The sequence below is a fragment of the Lachnobacterium bovis DSM 14045 genome, assembly GCF_900107245.1.
Classification (GTDB): domain Bacteria; phylum Bacillota; class Clostridia; order Lachnospirales; family Lachnospiraceae; genus Roseburia; species Roseburia bovis.
Genome location: NZ_FNPG01000014.1, coordinates 1 through 23,603, shown reverse-complemented (window position 1 = coordinate 23,603; position 23,603 = coordinate 1). Strand labels below are relative to the sequence as shown.

The window sequence follows — 23,603 nt, the reverse complement described above, 5'->3', positions numbered from 1 at the left end:
AAAGTTTTTGTTATAATTTGTTTTATCAATATGATTGAGGGGCCCTATATGATAATAACAAAAGTGATTAATAATAACGTAGTAAGTTCTCATGATGAAAAAGGAATTGAAGTCATCGTCATGGAAAAAGGTGTTGGTTTTCAAAAAAAAGCAAAAGATAAAATTGAAAAAAGCAAAATTGAAAAAGTTTTTCATTTATCTAATGAGTTGCAGGATAAACTTGCCGAATTAGTGTCAAATATACCATATGAATATTTGGTTTTGACAGATGAAGTTGTTGCAGAGGCAGGAAGTGTGCTTGGCAAGAAATTATCAAAAAATATTTATTTGACTTTGGCAGTTTTTAGCATTACAGATTGCAGGAATGGATGTTAGCACATGTGGAACTTATAAATTATGGTATTCAATTGGTGATGGATTCTTTTATTTTTTACCAATAGTACTAGGTTATACAGCTGCTAAAAAATTCAAATTAAACGAATTTATAGGTATGTCACTAGGTATTGCATTAACGTATCCATCGATTGTTGCAATGAAAGATGCCAAAGCATTAGGACACGTATTTAAAGGATCGCCTTTTGAAATGGGATTCTCAGAAAGTTTCTTCGGAATTCCAATTATTATGCCATCAAGTGGATATACATCTACAGTTATCCCAATAATTTTGGCAGTAGCATTGGCTGCTCCTTTAGAAAGAAAACTTAAAAAAATTATACCAGACGTTGTTAAAACATTTTTTGTACCATTAATTGTTTTAGGAATAATGGTTCCTTTCACATTCCTAGTTGTAGGACCTGTTTCAACAGTAATTTGTAATGCATTAACAATAATCTTTAAAACACTCTACGGATTACCAGTTGTAGGTGGTTTGATTGCAGGCGTTTTAATTGGTACTTTATGGCAAGTATTTGTTATGTTTGGTGTTCATTGGGGATTAGTTCCACTTGGAATGATTAATTATGGTACCTTAGGATATGATTACGTATTGTCACCTTATTTTTGCGTATCATTTGCGCAGACATTTGTAGTATTAGCAATTATCTTAAAAACAAAAGATAAAAAACTAAAAAATATCTCGATTCCAGCATTTGTGTCAGGTTTATTTGGCGTAACAGAGCCATGTATTTATGGTGTAACCTTACCAAAGAAAAAACCATTTGTAGTATCATGTATTGCAGGTGGAATTGGTGGTGGAATTATTGGTTTTATGGGTGTTAAATCTTATACAATGGGAGGCCTTGGCTTATTTGGATTACCAAGTTATATTAATCCTAAAACAGGAGATGTATCAAGCTTAGTTTGGGTATTAGTTGCAACATTAGTAGCATCTGTATTAGGTTTTGTAATGACATTTTTAACATATTCGGATGGTGAAAAAAAGAGAAAGATTACAAAATCGGAAAATGAAGGAGCAAAATCTAATCCAGTTTTAACAGCACAAACTTTTGCAACACATGAAACAGCTCCAGCACAAGAAACAATTGTAGCACCAGTTACAGGACACAGAAAACTATTATCTGAATTAAAAGATCAGGCATTTGCAACAGAAGCATTAGGAAAAGGAGTAGCAATTGAACCAGAAGAAGGCAAATTAGTCGCACCTTGTGATGGAGAAATAACAGCTTTTTTTCCAACAGGGCATGCGTTAGGCTTAAAAACAGATAATGGAGCAGAAATATTGATTCATGTGGGAATGGATACTGTTAAGTTAAATGGTGAAGGATTTAAACCTTTTGTAAAACAGGGGCAAAAAGTAACAAAAGGACAATTACTTTTAGAGTTTGACATTAATAAAATAAGGGCAGCAGGCTTAGAGGCCACAACACCAATTATTGTGACAAATTCGTTCGATTACAGTGATGTTGTCTATACTGATGCTGATAATATAGCTATGAATGATGATATTCTATACTTAGTATAATTATATGTAATAAATAATATTGTTTTATATTCAATTGCTGCATGTGACAGCTTATGGAAAGTTACCTTAGTTTAAGTCGCATGCAGTATAGCTAGCATAACAGAATAAGGACTAGAAGGGAGAAAGAAATGAGAGCATTAAGAGAAAATTTTTTATGGGGTGGCGCAACAGCAGCCAACCAGTTTGAAGGAGCATGGGATGTTGATGGAAAAGGTCCATCAGTATCTGATATGTGTACAAATGGAACTAACAAAATTTCAAAAAAAATAACAACTAAAATCGAAAAGGATACTTTTTATCCAAGTCATGATGCAATAGATTTTTATCACCATTATAAAGAGGATATTAAATTGTTTGCAGAAATGGGATTTAAAGTGTTTAGATTTTCAATTGCATGGACAAGAATTTTTCCAACAGGAATGGAAGAAAAACCAAATGATGCAGGTCTAAAATTTTATGAAAATGTAGTAGATGAATGTAAAAAATATAATATTGAACCATTAATTACAATTTCTCATTATGAAATGCCATATGCATTAGTTGAAAAATATAATGGATGGTATGGAAGAGAATGTATAGAATGCTTCGAAAGATTTTCAAAAGCTGTGCTTGATAGATTAGCAGGAAAAGTAAAATATTTTCTTACATTTAATGAAATTAATGCAGGAACAATGCCTATGGGAAATGTATTGTCACTGGGAACAATAAAAGGGTATTCAGGTCCAATTTCTGAAATAAAAGATAATCCTCAAATTCGTTTTCAAGCATTACATCATCAATTTGTTGCCTCTGCAAAAACTGTAAAATATGCACATGAACATTTTCCAGAAGTTAAAATAGGTAATATGATTTGCTTTATAACAATGTATCCATATACTTGTAATCCAACTGATATTTTGATGGCTCAAAAAGAGATGCAAATGAAAAACTATTTTTGTTCAGACGTTCAGGTTAGAGGATATTATCCAGCATATGCAGACAGATACTTTGAAGAAAATAATATCATTATAAAAAAAGAAGCAGATGATGATAAAATTTTAAAAGAGGGAACAGTTGATTTTTACACATTCAGTTATTACATGAGTAATTGTATAGGAGAGGTGAACGATGTAAAAAAAACAGGTGGAAATATTGGGTTAGGTTATAAGAATCCATATTTAAAAGAATCTGAATGGGGCTGGCAAATTGATCCGAAGGGATTAAGATACACGTTAAATGAAATATATGACAGGTATCAGATTCCAGTGATGATTGTAGAAAATGGACTTGGTGCAAAAGATAAATTAGAAGAGGATGGTTCAATTCATGATGCATATAGAATTGATTATTTAAGAAGTCACATAGAGCAAATGATTGAAGCTGTAAAAGATGGAGTGGATTTAATGGGCTATACTCCATGGGGATGTATTGATTTAATAAGTGCATCAACAGGAGAAATGGCTAAAAGATATGGATTCATTTATGTCGATAAATATGATGATGGAACAGGCGATTTATCTAGACGAAAAAAAGATTCATTTGAGTGGTATAAAAAAGTAATTGAATCAAACGGTAGTATCCTATAGTAGGAAGTATTCTATACTTGAAAAAATACTATAAAATTATAAATTTTAAAGGGCTGGGGATTGTGTGACATCCTTAGCCTTTTATTGCGTTAAATAGAATTTGATATAAAGTTGATTTTAAAAAATAATCAGTGTATAATTTTGGTTTATAGCGATAAAGTGTTCTTTGGCATGCAAATATTTTTTGTATATGAAGATTCATATAAAAGAGATGAGAGGAAATATTTATGGTTAAGAGTAAAAAAATAATTTTTTTTGATATTGATGGGACATTGTCTGATTTTACAGGTAATATTCTACAAAGTACCAAAGATGGTATAAAAAAACTTAGAGAAAATGGGCATTTGGCGTTTATCTGCACGGGAAGGAGTAGAGCTCAGATTAATAAACAAATTTTAGATATTGGTTTTGATGGTATTGTTGCAGCAGCAGGAGCATATGTTGAGTTTGATGGAAAAGAAGTATATCATAGCGTATTTGGTGAAGATAAAACTAAATTTTTAATTAATTTTATGACACAAAACAATATATCTTTTATTATTCAAACAAAAGGAGGCTGTTTTTTATCTGAAAAAAGTGGATATGATTTTAAAAGGGTATTTGCAAGACGTTTAAAAAATGATTTAGGAATAATAAAAAAAGAAGAGGATAATTTTAATTGCATCGAAGAGGTAGTAGGTGGAATAAAGATTGATAATGAGGTCGATAAATATTATATAAAATATCCAGATACAGAAAGTATGATATATTGTGATTCGTGCTTCTCTGTCGATGATACAAGAAAAGCTTTTGAAGGAATGGAATTAAAAGTTACACCTAGTAGTTTTAAAAAACCAGATAATTTTTCAGGTGAAATTACTTTGATAAAAGAAAATAAAGGCAAAGGAATAGAAAAAATTATTCAATATCTTGGAATGAAAAAAGAAGATACGTTGGCGTTTGGAGACGGGCCAAATGATATCGAAATGCTTGAATTTGTTAATTGTGGAATTGCAATGGGTAATGCAGTAGAAGAAGCAAAAAGTGTTTCAGACTATGTAACAGATGATGTTGAGCATAACGGAGTATATAACGCATTAAAAAATTTTGAATTAATATAAATTTGAATTAATATAAATTTGAATTTTCGTAGAATAATTATTTGTACAATGAATAATGGAGGAACGGATGAAAATTATTGTAATTGGCTGCGGCAAAGTTGGTAGAAAAATAGTAGAGGAACTCTGCGATGAAAATAATGATGTTACGGTTATTGATTTAAAAAAACAGGTTGTATCTGATGTGACTAGTAGTTTCGATGCTATGGGAGTCGTAGGTAATGGAACAAATCATTTAGTATTGAAAGAGGCAAATATAGAAAATACGGATTTGTTAATTGCAGTTACTCAATCAGATGAACTCAACCTGTTGTGTTGCCTTATAGCTAAAAAAGCCGGTAATTGTAGCACTATTGCGCGTGTGCGTAATCCAATGTATAACAATGATATTAGTTATATAAAGGAAGAATTAGGATTAACAATGACAATAAATCCGGAAGAGGCAGCTGCAACTGAAATTGCTAGAATTTTACGTTTTCCATCTGCCAATAAGATAGAAACTTTTGCAAAAGGGAAAGTAGAATTATTGAAATTTACAGTTGATTCAAAATCTATTATGCTTGGAAACTCACTTGAAGAGTTTGCAAGTAAATTATCATCAAATGTATTAATCTGTGCAATTGAGCGAGGTGAAGATGTATTTATACCAAATGGACAATTTGTATTTATGGAAAATGATATTGTTACAATCGTCGGTTCACCTAAGGATGCAAAGAATTTCTTTAAAAAACTGGGAATCAAAACACATTCTGTAAAAAATGCATTTTTAGTTGGAGGGGGTAAAATTGCATACTATCTTTCAAAAAATCTACTCTCTATGGGGATAAAAGTAAAAATTTTTGAAAGGAATCGTGAAAGGTGTGAAGAATTGAGTGAGCTTTTACCCGAAGCAGTAATAATTAATGCTGATGCAACGGATAAAGAAGTATTGAGAGAAGAGGGCTTAGAAGGAAGTGCAGAAAGTTTTGTCGCGCTAACTGGAATTGATGAAGCAAATATCTTTTTATCTCTTTATGCCAAAAAGAAATCTAAAGCGAAAGTAGTAACAAAAATAAATAGAGTTGAAGATAACGATATTGTAAATGATTTTAATTTGGGAAGCGTTATTTCGCCAAAACTTTTAACAGCTGAGTACATTTTGAGATATGTAAGAGCCAAACAAAATACGATAGGAAGTAATGTTGAAACACTATATAGAATAATCGAAAATAAGGCAGAAGCCTTGGAATTTCATATTTGTGAGGGCGCACCGGTAATTGGTATTCCGCTTGAAAAGCTTCGTTTAAAAGATAATCTTATAATTGCAAGTGTTAATCATAAAGGAAAAATTATTACACCAAATGGTCAAACACTAATTAATGTTGGCGACACAGTAGTTGTTGTTACAACGCAAAAGAATCTAAATGATATAAAGGATATTTTGTTATAAAATAGACTGTAAATAAAAAAACAATAAAGAGCAGTTGGAGGAAAAAATGAATTTTGGAATTATAAGGTATGTCTTAGGTATGGTTGTAGATTTAGAAGGCATCTTGTTATTGTTTCCATGTCTGGTTGCATTAATATATCATGAGAAAGAAGGCTATTCTTTTTTTCTTGTAGCAGTGGTGTGTTTGATTTTGGGAACAATATCAATTATAAAGAAACCAAAACATAAAGAGTTTTATTCAAAAGAAGGCTTTGTAATAGTTGCTCTTAGTTGGGTTGTTTTAAGTATTTTTGGAGCATTGCCAATGTTTTTGTGTGGAGATATAGAAAAATATATAGACGCATTGTTTGAAACGGTATCAGGTTTTACTACGACAGGTGCAAGTATTTCTGAAAATGTTGAATTGTTTTCGAATTCAACTAATTTTTGGAGATGTTTTACACACTGGATAGGTGGAATGGGCGTGTTGGTTTTTATACTTGCAATAACTCCTTTAAATAGTGGTTACAATATGCACATAATGAGAGCAGAAAGTCCAGGACCTTCGGTCAGTAAAATAGTTCCAAAAGTTAAAGATACTGCCAAAATATTATACAAAATATATTTTACTATGACAGTTTTACAATTTTTTTGTTTGATAATTGCAGGTATGCCAGTTTATGATTCGATTTGTACGGCTGTAGGAACAGCAGGAACAGGTGGATTTGGTATAAAAGCGGATAGTATGGCTAGTTATAATGCAGCAATTCAAGTAATTGTAACGATATTTATGATATTATTTGGAGTAAATTTTAATGTGTACTATATTCTGCTAAAAACAAAAGAAAAAAAATTGGCATTTAAGATAGAAGAGGTTAAAGTTTATTTTTTAATTATTTTTTTGGCAATAGCGTTAATAACAATAAATGTTTGCAATAATGTAAAAAATATTACATATACCATTAGACATACAGCATTTCAGGTCGGGTCAATTATAACTACAACTGGATTTGCAACAAAAGATTTTAATACGTGGCCTCAATTATCACGTGCAATTCTTGTTTTGATAATGTTTATAGGTGCTTGCGCGGGAAGTACAGGTGGAGGAATGAAGGTTTCTAGAATATTGATCCTCATTAAATCAGCCAAAACGGAATTGAATTATTTTATGCATCCACGCTGTGTAAAAACTATAAAAATGGATAAAAAAGTTGTTGAAAAAGACCAAGTAAGGGATGTACATGCTTTTTTTGTTACCTATGTTTTGATATTTATAGTTTCGCTTTTAATAATTAGTTTAGACAATTTTGACGCTGTTACCAATTTTACGTCTGTAGCAGCAACATTTAATAATATAGGACCAGGACTTAATGTTGTTGGACCAACAGGCAATTTTGCACAATTTTCTGTATTGTCAAAAATTGTACTAATGCTTGACATGTTGGCAGGAAGATTAGAAATATATCCAATGCTATTATTATTTATGCCAAAGGCATGGCGCAGGAATTGATGTAAAAGACATACAATTTGTACAATTTCAAAATGTTTTGTAAATAATCTTATCAAATATTATAAAATGTGATATAATATAAGAAGATAATCTCGTAATAAACTGTCGGACGTTTTTTGTTGTATCAATTAACACAGATTTGTCCAAACATTCGTAGATTTTCTATATTTGTAGGATGGGGAGATTATTTTGAAAGGAAGAAGAATATGTTTGAAATTGGAGAATTTGTAGTAAGCGCTAATAATGGAATCTGTAGAGTAGAAGATGTAGTTAATTTGGATATGACATCACCTCATAAGAAGTATTATCTCTTGATTCCGGTTGAAGAAAAAACAGCTAAAGTTTACATTCCAGTAGATAACGAAAATCACAAGATTCGTGAAGTAATGGACAAGGATCAGGCATGGAAGGTTATTGAAAAGATACCTGATGTTGAAAAACTTGAGATTACAAGTGACAAGCAAAGAGAACAGAAATACAAAGAAGCTATTCAAAGTTGTAATCCAGAAAAATTGATTGCAATGATTAAAAATGTTTCTGAGAGAAACAAAAAGAGAAGTGCTCAGGGTAAGAAGATAACAGCTATTGATGAGCGTTATTTCAAAAAAGCAGAAAACAATTTATATACAGAGTTGGCTTTTGCGTTAGGAAGAGATAAGCAAGAAATGCAAACTGTCATAGCTGACCATTTAGAGAGCATTGCACAATAATAATTAGCTTGAATATAAAAGACTATAAAAGATTAATTTCTTTTATAGTCTTTTTTAAAAATATTATTGCTTTTCTTCAAGTTCTTCTTTATCTAACAAAGATCCATTTAATACAATTTTTTTTGCATTAAGAAAATCTTCACCATTAACTACTGTATTATCAGAAAGTATTTTATCTGCTAAAGGTGTTGTTTTTATATACTCTTTAAGTTTAGAGAATGTCTCTTCGCTTAAATCATGTTCGATTCGACATGCATCTTCAGTTGCAGTGTCAACAGAAACGCCTAGAGCAATAAGTGATTTAGTTATTAAAGTGTGTCTTTCAAGAATCATATTAGCAATTTTTTTGCCTTCGTCAGTTAAGTAAATGAATCTGGAATCATTTACAGTAATTAAATTCTTTTGTCGAAGGTTTTTCATTGCGATGCTAACACTAGGTTTTTTGAATCCCATATACTTTGCAATGTCTACAGCACGTACTACAGGTAATTTGTGACTTAAAATTAATATAGTTTCTAGATAATCCTCAGATGATTCATTGTGTGTTGTATGAGTCATACTTTTCCTCCTAAATAATCTATTAATTCTATGGTTTGCCAAATGTTTATAAAAAATATCAAGCAAAGAATAGTATTATTTATAATAATTAATTATTCTTGTTATATTATAACATAATAATAAATGTTTAGCTACTAAAAAAAAGTTATTGACATATAATAAATATTAGAATATACTAACAATGTAAGCAGTAAACTATTTATTGTAAATACTTTCACTACTATTGATCGTTAAAAGCACATTTAATGGTCAAATTTCGAAATGTTCAAAATGTTTTTAAGGAAATGCACGGGGAATGATTCAAAAAGTCATACCCCGTGTTTTTTTATTACAAATAAAGAAAGCATCCGTTGGCAATGAGTTGACACTTGATTTTAAAATACCTATAATTGTTTCTATAAAAAAAATGTAGGAGATTATTCTTATGATAGTAGCAAGATTTTTTGTCTGGTTTTTGATTTTTAGTTTTATGGGATGGATATATGAAAGTATATATTGTACCGTAAAGAGTCATAAATGGGAGAACAGAGGTTTTCTTTTTGGACCAGTTTGTCCAATATATGGAATAGGTGGAATAGTTTGTAGTCTGTTGTTCTCAGGTATTTATTTAAAAAATATGACAAATCTTGAAATTTTTATTTATTCATGTATAGGTAGTGCAATATTAGAATATACTACTTCATGGGTGTTAGAAAAAGTTTTTCATGCAGTGTGGTGGGATTATAGTGAGATACCATTAAATATTAATGGAAGAATTTGTTTGCCGGCTACATTTGGATTTGGATTCGGTGGATTGTTGGTAATTCATTATATTTTTCCGTTTGTTGATAGAATTACAAGTAATATAGGTGAAATATCGATGACTGCAATGGCGATTATAGGTGCTGGTGTTATTAGCGCTGATACAGCTGTTACAATTAGTGCGATAACGGGATTGACACAAAATGTACAGACCATAGAAGAAAATGTCAATCTACAAATGGAAGCGTTATATGCTACTATAGAGGGATCAATAAAGGGTTCGATAAAAGGAACTAAAAATAAAGTCGTTCAAACAACTGATGTCATCTCAAGTACAATGAAAGTGTTGCCACATACAGTTAAAGAATTACCAAGTACAATGAAAGATTTTTCAGGAAATATGTATGCAAGCTTTGCAGAAAAATTACATAGAAATACATCTGATGAAAATTATCTTGAAGAAATGAAGAAAGAAGAAAACTCAAAGAGAGAAGAATATACAAATATTGCAATGAAGAACGTTGCTAAATTCCTGAATAAATCACAAAAGCACGTATTACATAGTGTAAAAAAATTTACTAATACAAGTAAAACTCATAGAGCAGCTCAACAATTAAAACTTATTGAAAGAGAATTGAAAAGAGAAAAAAATAAAAAATAAAAATCAAAAAAACCATTAAATGACGATACACTTTAACATTTAAAAAACATTTACAGTATATTGAATGTTAAGTCGTCAAATAATGGTTTTTATTATGCCCTAATTAACCTAATTAATTAGCTTTTTTAGCTGCTACTTTTTGAGCCATTGATGTTTGACCTGGAGCAGCATATGAAAATGCATTTGAAATCTTAGCATTTTCTGCTGTTAATACAACAGGTTCTCTGTAATATGCAACAACAGGTGTTTTCTTCTCAACTATTTTATAAAGCTTTTCTGCAACACTTGGTGGAACGTTGACACAACCATGAGATCCATTTGTTTTGTAAATATTACCGCCAAAACTTGAACGCCATGTAGCATCATGAATTCCTACGTTATATGCAAAAGGCATAAAATAGGTTACATTCGATTGATAATTCTCACCAACTAAAGTTGCAGGACTCTGTTTATAAACAATTTTGAATACACCATCAGGTGAACCATTGTTTTTGCTTATGTTTCCAGAAACAATATCAGTTTGTAACTGTAAAGCCCCATCTTTGTAGTAATATAATTTTTGATTAGTATAATCAATCTCGATATAAGTTTTTCCTATATCATCTTTATCACGATATAATCCAGTTTGTTCATATTCAGGTTCACGATTGAATCCTTTTTCGTTTTTTAAAGCATCATAAAGCTGTTCAGTTTCCTTATTCTTATTGATAACCCATCCGTAGTCGCCACCACCGATTTTAACTACATCACCAGCGGTTGTTTTAAAATCGCGAACACGACCGAATGTGTTATATTTTGAAGCTAAAACATAAGTAAATGAAGCAACTTTATTACGGTTTAATGAAACTTCACCACTTTTCGTGATGTCAAGCATACTGATTATATCTGAATCAGATAAAGTATAATTTTCAGAACCAAATTTGTATGTTAGTTTTAAAGAACAATACTTATCAACTTTTTTGATGACATCTTTTACAGATGGATCATCATTAGTTATTTTAGGATGTTTGTAACAATTCTTTCCTAAAACAACAGTTGAATTTTGAGAATCAAGAGCAGTCTTGATTTCTTTTTCAATTTTATTGTAAATAGGATAATTTCCATCAGATGCTTTTATAATGGTAAAACCTGATTTGGTTTGTTCAAAATGTGCATCAACAGGTTCTTCAATTTTACTTTGATCGAAAATAGCTAATTTTTTCACACAATTTTCTAATTTAGTTTCATTATATGATGCAGATGATTTTAAAGTGTAATTTGATTTCTTAAAAATATTTAATGGCCAAAGAAAAGAATTCTGTTCTTTTAAAAATTTTTCTTCTTCACCATTTGATTTGTAAGAATAGTCAATATCACTTCCGTTAATGGAATATGAAACTTTATTTTTATCTTTTATTGTAATTGTATAAGATTTAGAAGAGTCAGTTTTTTTTGAAATGACATAGTCTGCAGTTTTAAAACTGATGTCTAAATCTCCAATTTTAGAATTAGGATAAAAATGTTTCATAAAGTAGATACTTACACCAATATAAGCTATAAGTGTAATTCCTAATATTCCCCACAATAAATATTTTCTAATTGAGGTTTTAGTTTGTTGTTTGGCTGAATGCGCTGATCCAGCCTTAGTATTTAGTTTTTCTTCTTTTAGCATGATGATTAGTTTATTTTTCACTCCTTTTGTGTAAATGAGACACATCCATATACGTAGGTAATCCATTAGAATATTTAATGGAAACCTCTCCTTGGATAAGTGGTAGTAAATAATTAAATAATTCTTTTGTTATGTTATTTCCCTCTTTATTTATCCATTCGACTGGAACAGATTTTGCCTCATTTGCAATATTTTTTATTACAGCATAATCATATTCGACAGTATACGGATCATTAGATAAACGCTTGATTACAACCATTGCAGCGGTTACACCATTACTAGCAAATTCGACGGCTTTTTTTCCTTGCACAAAAGCTTCATCAAGATCTGTTTTGGATGCAATGTGAGAAGCACAACGTTGTAAAACGTTTATTTCAACTGATCTAACTTTGACTCCTATTTGTTCTTTTACAAGGTATTCTAAAGTTTTACCTGCACCACTTAATTGAGCATGACCAAATGTATCTTCAGCTGTTTCGCCGGCAGAAATATAATTTCCATCTTTATCTCGAATTCCTTCAGAAACAGCAACAATTACATTGTTAGTAGTCTTTAATTGTTTCTTAACATCTTCAATAAATTGTTCTTTATCGAAAGCTACTTCTGGAAGATAGATAAGGTGAGGTGCCATGCTATATTTATTTCTGGCAAGCGCAGAAGAAGCGGTTAACCATCCTGCATCTCTACCCATTATTTCAACAATTGTGACACTTTTTACTTTGTAGATATATGTGTCGTGTGAAATTTCAAGAATAGATGTTGCTACATATTTTGCAGCAGATCCAAAGCCTGGAGTATGATCTGTCATACATAAATCATTGTCTATGGTTTTTGGAATACCTATAATTCTAATATTACTATTGATTTTTTTTGCATAATCAGATAACTTTAGTACTGTATCCATTGAATCATTACCGCCTATGTAGAAAAAAGCGCTAATTTGTAATTTCTCAAATTGAGAAAAAATCTGTTCATATGGATGGGAATCATCATCAAAATTAGGTAATTTGTGACGGCATGAACCTAAATACATAGCAGGAGTCGATTTAATCTGATCAATAATAGTTGAATCCTGTTCAACTATCTGACTAAGATTTAGATATCTTTCATCTAAAATTCCTGTTACGCCATTTAACGCACCGTAACAAATATCATATTTTTTTGATTCTACAGTTGCTGCAATTACACCAGCAAGGCTAGAGTTAATTGCTACAGTTGGTCCACCTGATTGAGCAACTAAAACATTATTTTGAGTCATAGTAATCTCCTTTATATTTAATACACTATCCATAATATTGTAGTATTAAATAGGTAAGTGCGCAAGTGTCAATAAATGAGAAGAATATGCCAAAATAATGTACTTTATTGTGTAAAATAATAAAAAAATAAATAATTTATATTTTTAGGAGAGAAAAAATGAGATATCCTCAAAGTTTAAAAGAAAAAAATACAATAGGTTTTGTTTCGCCATCTTTTAGTTGTGCGATAGAACCATACAAAACAGCCTTTAAAAATGCACAAAAAAATTTTGTAGAAATGGGTTATGGACTTGATTTGGGTTATAACTGTTATATAAACAAAGGAATTGGAATATGTAATACTCCACAAGAATGTGCAAAAGAGCTTCAGGAAATGTATCTGTCCGCTAAAAATAATGTTTTGATATCATGTGGAGGCGGTGAATTAATGTGTGAAATTTTGCCATACATTGATTTTGAAAAATTAAAAAAAGCACAACCTAAATGGTTTATGGGTTATTCGGATAATACCAATTTTACATTTTTAAGCACAACTATACTTGATACTGCGGCAATTTATGGACCATGTGCAGCATCATTTGGAATGAATCCTTGGCATAAATCAATAAAAGACAGTTTGGATATATTATCTGGAAAAATAAATAAAGTAGAAGGATATGATGGTTGGGAAATTGAGTCATTCAAAACTGAAGAAAATCCTCTTGAACCATATAACATAACGGAAAAGGAAAACTATGTATATTATCCAACAGACTTAAAAGAAAATGGAGTAAGCTTTAGCGGAAGATTATTAGGCGGATGTATGGACTGTCTAAGTATGCTCGCAGGTACAAGATTTGATAAAGTAAAAGAGTTTAATGAAAAATATAAAGAAGACGGGGTAGTGTGGTTCCTAGAGGCGTGTGATTTAAATGTAATGAGTATAAGACGCGTATTGTGGCAATTGAGGGAAAACAGATGGTTTGAAAATACAAAGGGATTTTTAATTGGTAGACCTATGCATTTTAATGAACCAGATTTTGGAATTGATCAATATCAGGCTGTAATAGCAGCTTTAAAAGAATTTAAAGTTCCTATAATTATGGATTTAGATATTGGACATTTATCGCCAATGATGCCATTGATTTCAGGTGCTAACGCTAGAATTATTGCAAAAGGCAATAATATTAGCATAGAATACTTATATAATTAACAAAATTTCTCACAAAAGTGATATACTGTAGTTGAAGTGTTTGTTTTTTAGACACAATATGTACAAATCTTTGTTATATATTGATTTTTGATTATATCTAGAGGAGGATGTGACAAATGAAAAAAAGAATGTTAAAGCTAATGAGCATTCTAATGGTTAGTTCCGTTATTTTTATGAATGAAACATCAGCTATATTAGCATCAGGTAGCGTTGCAAAGCAAGAAACATCAAGTGAATCAAAAAATGATAATGGTCAGGATTATAAAACTGATCAGGATGAGAAAACAACATCAGATAATAATAAACAATCAACAAATAGCGATACAACATCAGACAATAATCAAAATACTACATCAGATAACACTACAAAGCCACAAGCTGAGGTCAAAGAAAAAGGTGATGATGTAAAAGTTAAAGAAGGAGATAAGCCATACTTGTCATTAGGTAGTGATTTATCTCCTGATCAGAAAAACACAGTGTTACGTTTAATGGGAATTGATCCAAATAAATTAGGTGATTATGATGTTAATTATGTAAATAATACAGAAGAGCATCAGTATCTTGATTCAAAAATTTCTTCGAGTCAAATTGGTTCAAGATCACTTTCTTCAGTTGTAGTAACAAAAGCATCTAAAGGATCAGGAATTAAGATTTCAACATATAATATTGGCTATTGTACAGTAGGTATGTATAAAAATGCATTAGCAACTGCAGGAATTCAGGATGCAAATATTATTGTTGCTGCTCCATTTAAAATTTCAGGAACAGCTGCTTTAGTTGGAACATTTAAAGCATATAAAAATATGACAGGCAAAGATTTGGATCAGAAAGCCGTAGATGCTTCATTAGAAGAAATTGTAACAACAGGTCAGCTAGAACAAAGCGCTGATGGTAAAAAAGAAAATATAGAAGCAATGATTGCAGATTTGAAACAACAGGTTGCAAACAATCAGTTAAAAACAGACGATGACATAAGAAAAGCTATTGATGATGCAGCAAAGAAATACGATGTTAAGTTATCAGAAAAAGATATCGATAAATTACTAAACTTATTATCAAAATTAAAAAAATTAGACATCGATTGGAGTGCTGTAAAAAACCAAGCTCAAAATTGGGCAAACAAATTAGGTATCAGCATGGATGATGCTTCATCATTTTGGGACAAAATTGTTGAATTTTTCAAGAGCCTTTGGGATTTTATAGTAGGTCTTTTTAGTTAAAACTTTAATCGATGTGATTAAAGGGGGAACTATGGATAAAATTGGAGTTGTTGTATGTAATTATAATAAATCAAAAGATTTAGATAATTGTATTACATCGATTTTGGAGTCGACTTGTAAAGATATAGAAATATATGTTGTCGATAATGCTTCAAAAGATAATTCGTTAGAATTGTTGCATAACAAATACGAAGAAAAAGTGTACATTATAGAAAATACACAAAATTTAGGCGGTTCTGGAGGCTTTAATACAGGCCTAAGAGCCGTTATGAAAGAAAACTTTAAATATTTAATGTGTATAGACAATGATGCAATGATTGATGAAAATGCTATAGAAAAATTGAAAGAATTCTTAGATGAGCATGAGGAGTGCGGAATGGCATGCGCAAAAGTATATAATACCTCTAATCCAAATATTGTTCAACAATATGGAATAAAGGTTGATTTTAATGATTTTTGCGTAAAAAGTCCATATGCAGGGCGAATAGAAGATGGAACGATGCCAGATTATGTATATTGTGATGCTGTTCCTGCATGCGCACTTATGCTTAGAAAAGAAGTAATAAATGAAATTGGCGTCATGCCAGAAGAAAATTTCTTATATTGGGATGATACAACCTGGTGTAGACGGTGCACAACTGCAGGATATAAAATAGCATGTGTAGGTGATGCAAAGGCATTGCACGCAATGGGTGCAAAAAAGGAAGTTGAAAACACATTTCCAACTTACTACGCGTGGAGAAATTGGATTAAATTCTATATTGAGTTCACTAAAGATGAAGAGTTAGAAAGAATGAGCGAAGTGTTTTTAAGAAATCTTTTTGTTGCATTATATGATAGTGAATATAACGAAGAAACATATAGAATTTCAACAATTATGGCAGCGTTTAATGATGCTATTTATGGAGTTTATGGCAAAGCTAGGGATGGAATTATAGGCAAAATCAAAAATCTATATAAGAGAGAAAAGAAAATTATAAAAAGATATAAGATAATTAATATAAAATCAAACAATTTAGTAGAAGATGCACAAAGATTAAAGCTTAAATTAGAACGAATTGCATTAGAAATGGGAAAAAATATAATTGTTAGAGTGGATGGTTTAGGCAAACCGGATATTGTTATGTGCGATTATATTTTTATATTAGACGACCTTAGTTTAGAATATATATATGCAGACAAAAATGAAAATATTTTATTAAATGAAGAAGATACTTTTTATGTTATGAATTTTGCGTATTCAAAAAAAGTTTTCCACGATATGTATAAAGAATTATTTATTAGACAAGCAAAATATTTACGAGATAAAGAAAAAAATGGCTTTAGTTAGTCTAAAATAATATCGATTAATATATTGAGAGATAGTTTGTTTATGGGGGAATTCTATGAAAAATATCAAAAAAAAATTGTTTATTCTAGCAATGTTTTTATCTATAATTAATGTTCCAGAAGGTATAGTTGATGCAAGTGCATTAAGTATTGATGTGCCAAAAGAAAAAATAAATAAAGGCGATAGATTCACAATTTCCTTGACAATGTTTGATGGAGCATCTTCATATGTTGAATTGGATTTTGATGAAGAAATTATCAAATTAGAAAGTAAAAATCGCGTAACTAAAGAAAAAGGCGTTGGGAAAGTAGTGCTTGATGTTGAAAATGAAAGAAAAAAAGGTTCCACAGAGATGTTATTAGATTTTGTGGCAAAGAGAAGTGGAGTAACTACTGTTAAAGCATGTGCTTTTTCTTCAAAAGATAAAAGTGGAAAAGATAAAGCCATAAATGCAGCGGCTAAAACAGTATATGTTGAAAACGCTAAAACGCTATATGAAGAAAACGATGAAAATAATGATGAAAACAACTTAGAATACGATGAAAAAAAAATTCTTTTTTATGGAAATAATAGTTATGAAATTGAATCAATAATTCCCTCAAAAATTATTCCAAAAGATTTTATACAGACAACTATCAGAATAGATAATAAAGAATATGCAGCTTTAGAAAACTATAAATTAGGAATAAAACTATTATATTTGAAAAAGCAGATTTTTGGTTTAAATAATTTAAAAAAAGTAAAAAACGACCCTGCATTATTTATATATGATGAAGACAGAAAAGAGATATTCCCATTTTTGGAAATTTATACAGAAGATGAGAGTATAATTCCAACATTTATAGAGAAAGCTGATATACCAAAAAAATATTTTGAAAGAGAAATAGTGATAAAGAATCAAAAAATAAAAGTTTTAGCATCTAATTATGATGAATTTTGTCTTGTTTACTGTTATAATGGTAATGGAAGTAGAGGATGGTATAAATATAATGTGAGCGAGGGGAAATTTATGAAATATGTTAAAAGTTTAAGTGCTGAACGCTTTTTTGATTCAAAAGTTGGAAAAGAAGTAATTAACATAGTTGGTAAAAATGTAACCAAAGCGAAATTAAATAACTATCATTACTTTATGATAGGTGCATGTTTACTTTTTTTGTTTAATATTTTAGTTAAAATCAAAAAAAATAACAGGCTGAAAAAGCAAATTATGTGCATGAACTATTTTTCGATAGAAGAACAATCTGTAGATGATGTATTTCACAATTATGAATACAGTAAAAAAGATTTACAGAGTGTCAAAGACAAAGATGAATTCGAAAGAGAAAGCCGAAGCTTAATAAAAAATTCGGATTTAGAATTTATTGATGGAAAATAGTACTAAAAAACTTGTATAAGGAGGCTAAAATACTTGAAAGATTATACACAAAAAGCCAAAAAATCATTAGAGAATGCTAGACAAATTTCAAAGAATTTACATCATAATTATGTTGGAACAGAGCATTTACTAGCAGGATTATTAAAAGAAGCAACCGGAGTGGCAGCTCAAGTTTTAAAGTTAAATAACGTTGAGTATGGTAAAGTAGTGAATATGATTGAAGATTTCATATCACCAGGAGAGGATCTTTTAGTAGAAGATAAGGATGGCTATTCTCCAAGAACACAGAGTGTTTTAAAGAACGCAGAGGCTGAAGCTGAAAGATTTAATTCAGATAATATTGGAACAGAACATCTTTTGATAGCACTTATTAAAGAAGGAGATTGTGCCGCAACAAGATTATTTAACAGTTTAGGTATAAATAATCAAAAATTGTTTGTAGATATTTTAACAGCAATTGGGGAGAATCCATCTGAATATAGAGATGAATTTCAAAAAAATAAAACAAGTCAGGTTGAGGGAAGTACAACTCCAACTTTAGACCAGTATTCAAGAGATTTAACAGAACTAGCTAGAGAGAATTCTTTAGATCCTGTAATTGGAAGAATGCAGGAAAATAATAGAGTGATTCAGATTTTGAGTAGACGTGGAAAGAACAATCCATGTCTTATTGGAGAACCTGGAGTTGGTAAAACAGCTATTATTGAAGGAATTGCTGAGAGAATAGTCAGTGGAATGGTCCCTGATACAATTGCTGGTAAACGATTAGTTGCTCTTGATATGTCTGGACTTGTTGCTAAATCCAAATATAGAGGAGAATTCGAAGAAAGAATAAAAAGAGTTATAAAAGAAGTCTCGGAAGCTGGGAATGTCTTATTATTCATTGACGAGTTGCATACAATCATTGGAGCAGGTGGGGCAGAAGGTGCGTTAGATGCTTCAAATATTTTAAAACCGGCTTTGGCTCGTGGAGAGGTTCAAGTCATTGGTGCAACAACAATAGAAGAATACAGAAAGTATATTGAAAAAGATGCTGCATTAGAAAGAAGATTTCAACCTGTTATGGTTGACGAACCTTCGGAAGAAGAAACTGTTGAAATATTAAAAGGCATTAGAAAAAATTATGAGATACATCATAATGTTGAAATACTTGATGAAGCTTTGGTGGCAGCAGTTCAATTGTCAGAAAGATATATTAATGATAGATTTTTGCCAGATAAAGCAATAGATATCATAGATGAGGCTTCAGCGAAATGCCGATTGGGATTTTCGGATAACTATGAAAAAGTTGCAGAAATTAAAGCCGAGATTATCCGAAAAGAAGAAAGTTTAGAAAACGCTTTATCTGAAGGAGATATTGAGTCTGCAAAACAATTTAAACAAGAAAAAGCAGATTTGAATAAACAATTAGATAAAATTACAAAAAATCAAAAACAAAAAATTAGAAGGAAAAAAATTATTGTCGGCGAAAAAGAAGTTGCAGATGTAGTTGCTGAATGGACTAAAATACCAGTGACTCGCTTAACGGAAAAAGAAGCTTCAAGATTAAAGAAATTAGAGTCAATTTTGCATAAAAGAGTTATAGGGCAGGATAAAGCAGTTGAAGCAGTTGCAAGAGCTGTACGTCGTGGTCGTGTAGGATTGAAAGACCCTAAACGTCCTGTAGGTTCATTTTTGTTTTTAGGACCAACAGGTGTTGGTAAAACTGAAATATCAAAAGCTTTAGCAGAGGCAGTATTTGGAAAAGAAGATGCAATGATTAGAGTTGATATGTCCGAATATATGGAAAAACATAGTGTGTCAAAATTAATTGGTTCACCTCCAGGATACGTAGGACATGATGAAGGTGGTCAGCTTAGTGAAAAAGTTAGAAGAAATCCATTTTCAGTTATATTGTTTGATGAAATAGAAAAAGCTCATCCTGATGTTTCCAATATTTTATTGCAAGTGTTAGATGATGGTCATATAACAGATTCGCAAGGAAGAAAGGTGGATTTCAAAAATTCTATCATAATAATGACATCCAATGCAGGCGCTCAATCAGTTATTGAACCAAAGAAACTTGGTTTTACAGCAGTTGATGATGAAGAAGCAAATTATGATAAAATGAAATCAAATGTAATGGAAGAAGCTCAAAGAATTTTCAAACCAGAATTTTTAAATAGAATAGATGAAACAATTGTATTTAGAACATTGACTAAGGATGATATGAAGAAGATAGTTAGTTTGCTTTCTAAAGAATTAATAGAAAGAGCAAAAGAACAACTTGATATAGAATTAGTTATTAGAGATGGTGCAAAAAACTTCATCGTTGAAAATGGTTATGATAAAAAATATGGTGCTCGTCCATTAAAACGTAAAATTCAAGATGAAATAGAAGACCGCTTAGCAGAAGAAATAGTTAACGGTAACATAAAAAATGGCGATAAAGTAATAGTGACTACTTTAAATAAAAAGATTCATATTGAAAAAGGCTAATTTATTAGCTTTAAACATACTAAAATAGTAAAAACGTAGAAAAAAGAAACAACTAAGCACAAATAAAACGACAGGCATAAAATATGAATATATAAAAGAGATAAACATTTATATTAGTAACATAACAACAATCACAGCAATGCCATAAACAGCCAAGCTACATATACATACGAATAAGAAAATGTGCAAAAAAACATACAGTATAGACGACTATTTTGAAAAAGATTAAATTTTTCTTAAATAGTACGTTTATATGGTAATTGAGCATGAATTGTTATATAATACAGGTGTATTTAAAGTGTATTGTGTATATTTGTTTAAAATAAGGAATCATTACTGTTATTGATTAATAAAATGGCATATAAAACAATTAGTAATTAATCAATAGAATTGGTTAGAGAAGTTGATTCTTATAAATTTTTTAAATGAATGTATAGTAAAAGATGTATAATATTTAGGAGGTACGTGCATGATGGATAGGTTGAATATGTGGATATAACTTCAAGTGTGACGAATGTGAACTTTGATGTTATAAGTTTATCAGATTCATATAAAGAGTTGTGTAGGTACAGGAGGTTAAAAATGGCTGTAGTAAGTGAATTAATACGTAAAGAAGAAAATGGTGCATTAAGTTTTGGAGACTATACATTAAGAACAAAAGCAAAACTTGATAATTTTGATTGTCAAGGGGATCTTTATAAAGTAAAAACATTCAATGAAATCACAAAACTTGAAAAAAATGGAATGTTTGCATATGAATCGGTTCCAGGAACAACCGTAACTAATTTCGTTAAAACAAATGAGAGTGCTTCATTTAATGTTGAAGGTGCGGAAGATGCTCAAATAACACTTGGTTTAGATGAGGATAAAACATATAATGTAAAGATTGATAATAAAGATGTTGGTAACATTAAAACAGGATTAGGTGGCAAACTTAGTATTAGTGTTGAATTAGAAAATCAAGATTCTGTGAAAGTTGAAATTTTTGAAGTCTAATATTTATTAGAGGTAACTGAGTACAAGATTTATGATAGAAATATAGCAGAAGTATCAGATTCTAGAAGAATTTCTAGAATCTTTTACTATGTAGAGGTAAAAGATGAAACAAAAATCAAAAAAAACGATATTTTATTGCCAACAATGTGGTTATGAGTCTACAAAGTGGTTGGGGCAGTGTCCCGCCTGCAAGGAATGGAATACTTTTGTAGAAGAAGTGGTTGATAAAAAAAGTATAAGTTCATCGGGTAAAATAAATACAAGTGTAAAAAGAGAAACTCAAACATATGTGTTAAATGAGATAAAGATAGATGAACAAGATAGAATGATGACAGGAATGAAAGAACTCGATAGAGTTCTTGGGGGAGGGATTGTAAAAGGCTCTCTTACATTAATTGGAGGAGATCCTGGCATAGGAAAATCGACATTATTGTTACAGGTTTGTCGTAATTTGTCATCGCAAGGGGAAAATGTTTTGTATGTATCAGGAGAAGAGTCTCCTCAACAAATTAAAATAAGAGCAGATAGAATTGGTAAATTTACAAACGAATTAAAACTCTTTTGTGAAACAAATCTATCTACAATACGTGCGACTATAGAAAAAGAAAAACCAAGTGTTGTAATAATAGATTCAATTCAAACAATGTATGATGAAAATGTTACATCAACACCAGGAAGTGTTTCACAAGTTAGAGAGGCGACTGCGGTTCTTATGCAAATAGCAAAAGGAATGAATATAAGTATGTTTATTGTTGGACATGTTACAAAAGAAGGTGTTGTTGCAGGGCCAAGGGTTCTAGAACATATGGTAGATACTGTATTGTATTTTGAGGGGGATAGACATGAATCATACAGAATATTAAGAGGTGTAAAAAATAGATTCGGTTCGACAAATGAAATTGGTGTCTTTGAGATGAGGCAGATGGGACTTGTAGAGGTTGAAAATCCATCGGAATTTATGCTAAGTGGAAAGCCAAAAGATGCATCAGGGTCGGTTGTGACATGCTCTATAGAAGGAACACGCCCAATTCTATTAGAAATTCAGGCACTAGTATGTCATAGCTTTTTTAACAATCCTAGAAGAACTGCGACTGGTTTAGATTACAATCGTGTCAATTTGCTCATGGCTGTAATTGAAAAAAGATTAGGTGTTCGTCTGTCAGATTGTGATGCGTATGTAAACATAGCTGGTGGCGCAAAACTAAATGAACCAGGAGTAGACCTTGGAATTGTTATAGCGGTTTTATCTAGTCATTTAGATATAGCGGTAGATGACGGAATAGTTTGCTTTGGCGAAGTGGGGCTTAGCGGTGAAATAAGGAGCGTAAACAGTGTTGAACAGAGAATAAATGAAGCAAAAAAATTAGGTTTTAAAACATGCATTGTGCCAGAAGTGTCTAAAAGAAAGCTAATTGAATCAAAAGATATAAATATTATTGGTGTAAAGAATTTACAAGATGTACTTCAATTATTATCATCACGGAAATAAGAATTGTCATAAAAAACACCATACCCCCCACACAACCTTCAGCTCATACGCCATACAGCCCATATACCCCCACATGACTTTCAGTTCACACACCATACAGCCAATATAACCTACAACACACTCAATCAATATATCTTATGGCATAATTATATAAAATACATAAATTATCTATACGCGCATTTTATGAGATGTTTTAAAAGTTGGAAAATTCAGAATGCAGACTGAAAAAAATGTAAGAAAAAGAAAAATGACAGACTTTGATAAAGTAGAAAAAAACTATTGACTAGAGTTTAAAAAAATGTTAGTATAATTGAGCTGACAGCGAAGAGCTCACAAGCAAAAAGAAACTTAAACATAAACGCTAAAGTAGATGTACATAAGTATGACTGTTAAAGCGGTTTGCAGAGGCTGATGCACTAAAGTGAATGTGCAGAGGTGATGC

General features: G+C 30.8%; 17 protein-coding genes and 1 pseudogene. 15 read left to right on the top strand and 3 right to left on the bottom strand.

Annotation, left to right across the window (positions count from 1 at the left end):
• Positions 1 to 48 precede the first annotated feature (48 nt).
• The 7 genes from BLV79_RS06565 to BLV79_RS06535 all read left to right on the top strand — a co-directional run bounded on the left by BLV79_RS06565 (position 49) and on the right by BLV79_RS06535 (position 8,211).
• Positions 49 to 375, top strand: coding sequence for a CAT RNA binding domain-containing protein (locus tag BLV79_RS06565; protein ID WP_074717306.1), 327 nt, complete (start codon positions 49 to 51; stop codon positions 373 to 375).
• Positions 365 to 1,921, top strand: coding sequence for a glucose PTS transporter subunit IIA (locus tag BLV79_RS06560; RefSeq protein ID WP_074717304.1), 1,557 nt, complete (start codon positions 365 to 367; stop codon positions 1,919 to 1,921). Before BLV79_RS06565 ends, BLV79_RS06560 begins: the two co-directional genes overlap by 11 nt.
• Positions 1,922 to 2,049: 128 nt before the next feature.
• The gene (locus BLV79_RS06555) at positions 2,050 to 3,486 is read left to right on the top strand and encodes a glycoside hydrolase family 1 protein (RefSeq protein ID WP_074717302.1); all 1,437 of its coding nucleotides are present in this window, start codon (positions 2,050 to 2,052) and stop codon (positions 3,484 to 3,486) included.
• 227 nt (positions 3,487 to 3,713) lie between these two features.
• Positions 3,714 to 4,586: a Cof-type HAD-IIB family hydrolase gene (locus BLV79_RS06550; RefSeq protein WP_074717300.1), complete on the top strand. Its 873-nt coding sequence runs from the start codon at positions 3,714 to 3,716 to the stop codon at positions 4,584 to 4,586.
• A gap of 67 nt (positions 4,587 to 4,653) precedes the next feature.
• Positions 4,654 to 6,012, top strand: a complete 1,359-nt coding sequence (gene trkA / locus BLV79_RS06545; RefSeq protein ID WP_074717298.1) for a Trk system potassium transporter TrkA — start codon at positions 4,654 to 4,656, stop codon at positions 6,010 to 6,012.
• Between the two features lie 46 nt (positions 6,013 to 6,058).
• Positions 6,059 to 7,501, top strand: coding sequence for a TrkH family potassium uptake protein (locus BLV79_RS06540; RefSeq protein ID WP_074717296.1), 1,443 nt, complete (start codon positions 6,059 to 6,061; stop codon positions 7,499 to 7,501).
• Positions 7,502 to 7,707: 206 nt separating this feature from the next.
• Positions 7,708 to 8,211: a CarD family transcriptional regulator gene (locus BLV79_RS06535; RefSeq protein ID WP_074717294.1), complete on the top strand. Its 504-nt coding sequence runs from the start codon at positions 7,708 to 7,710 to the stop codon at positions 8,209 to 8,211.
• Between the two features lie 195 nt (positions 8,212 to 8,406).
• Here BLV79_RS06535 and BLV79_RS06530 read toward each other — a convergent pair.
• Positions 8,407 to 8,769 (bottom strand): annotated as a pseudogene (locus tag BLV79_RS06530) (metal-dependent transcriptional regulator); the annotation flags it as partial.
• Between the two features lie 424 nt (positions 8,770 to 9,193).
• Between BLV79_RS06530 and BLV79_RS06525 the strand changes: the two are divergent.
• A complete protein-coding gene (locus BLV79_RS06525) occupies positions 9,194 to 10,171 on the top strand; it encodes a putative ABC transporter permease (RefSeq protein ID WP_074717290.1) in 978 nt (325 codons plus the stop codon).
• A 112-nt stretch (positions 10,172 to 10,283) separates the two neighbouring features.
• Here BLV79_RS06525 and BLV79_RS06520 read toward each other — a convergent pair whose 3' ends face one another.
• The gene (locus tag BLV79_RS06520; protein ID WP_143470225.1) at positions 10,284 to 11,822 is read right to left on the bottom strand and encodes a L,D-transpeptidase family protein; all 1,539 of its coding nucleotides are present in this window, start codon (positions 11,820 to 11,822) and stop codon (positions 10,284 to 10,286) included.
• A gap of 10 nt (positions 11,823 to 11,832) precedes the next feature.
• Positions 11,833 to 13,080, bottom strand: a complete 1,248-nt coding sequence (locus BLV79_RS06515; RefSeq protein WP_074717288.1) for a 6-phosphofructokinase — start codon at positions 13,078 to 13,080, stop codon at positions 11,833 to 11,835.
• 158 nt (positions 13,081 to 13,238) lie between these two features.
• On the opposite strand from BLV79_RS06515, the gene BLV79_RS06510 reads away from it, so the two are divergent.
• The 7 genes from BLV79_RS06510 (at position 13,239) to radA (ending at position 23,161) form a co-directional block, all read left to right on the top strand.
• On the top strand, positions 13,239 to 14,273 hold the full coding sequence (locus BLV79_RS06510) for a S66 family peptidase (RefSeq protein ID WP_074717286.1): 1,035 nt from the start codon (positions 13,239 to 13,241) through the stop codon (positions 14,271 to 14,273).
• 116 nt (positions 14,274 to 14,389) lie between these two features.
• Positions 14,390 to 15,493, top strand: a complete 1,104-nt coding sequence (locus BLV79_RS06505) for a DUF1002 domain-containing protein (RefSeq protein WP_074717284.1) — start codon at positions 14,390 to 14,392, stop codon at positions 15,491 to 15,493.
• Between the two features lie 31 nt (positions 15,494 to 15,524).
• The gene (locus BLV79_RS06500) at positions 15,525 to 16,823 is read left to right on the top strand and encodes a glycosyltransferase family 2 protein (RefSeq protein WP_074717282.1); all 1,299 of its coding nucleotides are present in this window, start codon (positions 15,525 to 15,527) and stop codon (positions 16,821 to 16,823) included.
• Between the two features lie 55 nt (positions 16,824 to 16,878).
• Complete coding sequence (locus BLV79_RS06495) at positions 16,879 to 18,198, top strand: hypothetical protein (protein WP_074717280.1); 1,320 nt, start codon at positions 16,879 to 16,881, stop codon at positions 18,196 to 18,198.
• A gap of 33 nt (positions 18,199 to 18,231) precedes the next feature.
• Entirely contained in the window at positions 18,232 to 20,676 is a 2,445-nt protein-coding gene (locus tag BLV79_RS06490; protein WP_074717278.1) for an ATP-dependent Clp protease ATP-binding subunit, read from the top strand.
• A gap of 582 nt (positions 20,677 to 21,258) precedes the next feature.
• Positions 21,259 to 21,672, top strand: a complete 414-nt coding sequence (locus BLV79_RS06485) for an endosialidase (protein WP_074717276.1) — start codon at positions 21,259 to 21,261, stop codon at positions 21,670 to 21,672.
• A gap of 103 nt (positions 21,673 to 21,775) precedes the next feature.
• Positions 21,776 to 23,161, top strand: a complete 1,386-nt coding sequence (gene radA / locus BLV79_RS06480; protein WP_074717274.1) for a DNA repair protein RadA — start codon at positions 21,776 to 21,778, stop codon at positions 23,159 to 23,161.
• The last annotated feature ends 442 nt before the right edge of the window (positions 23,162 to 23,603 follow it).